Origin of the sequence: Thiolapillus sp., assembly GCF_048562965.1 — a bacterium.
GTDB lineage: Bacteria > Pseudomonadota > Gammaproteobacteria > Chromatiales > Chromatiaceae > Thiolapillus > Thiolapillus brandeum_A.
In genome coordinates this window covers 1-789 of record NZ_JBHNMF010001202.1, presented here as the reverse complement: position 1 = coordinate 789, position 789 = coordinate 1, and the positions used below count along the sequence as shown (strand labels likewise).

General features: G+C 53.2%; 2 protein-coding genes. One reads left to right on the top strand and one right to left on the bottom strand.

From position 1 onward, the window contains the following. Positions 1–50 precede the first annotated feature (50 nt). On the top strand, positions 51–158 hold the full coding sequence (locus ACOCD2_RS23300; protein WP_419626246.1) for a hypothetical protein: 108 nt from the start codon (positions 51–53) through the stop codon (positions 156–158). Between the two features lie 87 nt (positions 159–245). Here the strand turns inward: ACOCD2_RS23300 and ACOCD2_RS23295 are convergent, their stop codons facing one another. After that, positions 246–431 (bottom strand): hypothetical protein, encoded by a 186-nt coding sequence (locus ACOCD2_RS23295; protein ID WP_419626244.1) that lies wholly within the window; start codon positions 429–431, stop codon positions 246–248. Positions 432–789: the final 358 nt, after the last annotated feature.

Sequence of the window (789 nt, the reverse complement as noted above, 5' to 3'; positions counted from 1 at the left end):
CCTTGATTGGAGTGGTTGTTCTGCAAATCCTGGTGGTTCACTGGCCTCTTATGCAGCAGCTGTTCGGTACAACAGCCTTGTCGGGAATAGACTGGATACTGGCGGTGCTTGTCGCTTCTTCCGCTGCCAGCCATGGAGAGCGAAGCGAAGGCTGGTAGTCCCCAGTAGCCGCGAGGCCGCACTGTTTTCCCGGCGTGCCTTGCGCCAGAGGGAAAACAAAGTAGGCCTCCGAACGCGGCGTCCAGTCATATGGGAGCCAAGTACGGAGCAGCAACGAGCTTGCGAAGTTGTTGCGTAGTGCTTGGTGACCAGGACGGCTGGGGCACCAATAGGTTGTCAAAGGCCGAGTCGATTTTGGGGACTGGGATGTCCCAAAATCTATCACGAGGCCGAAGACACGCTTGTGTTCTGATTCTCGAGGAAATGCGCAAGGCAGTTCAGCGCGCATGGCAGAGAATATTCAGATCCTGATCTGCTACAAAAGCAGAATCACTGCCACTGTTACAACTGCAATGAACAGTGCTTTCAAGCCCGACCACAACCATAGTGTGTTGCTGATCCTTCCCAGGAACACACCCAGGATGAATATGCACAGCAGACCGGTGGCAATGGCGGTGAGGAAAGGCGACAAAGGGAGTTCGTATCCCTGCCGGGCAACAAACAAAGGAGGTAACTACTCACCCTTAAGATGAGTACAAGCCTGCCTCCATGGATCTACAATCGCTTTTTCATGTCTGTAGAGGCTTGACATCATAGTACGCCGAGTCTATGCTATTGACCCAACACATC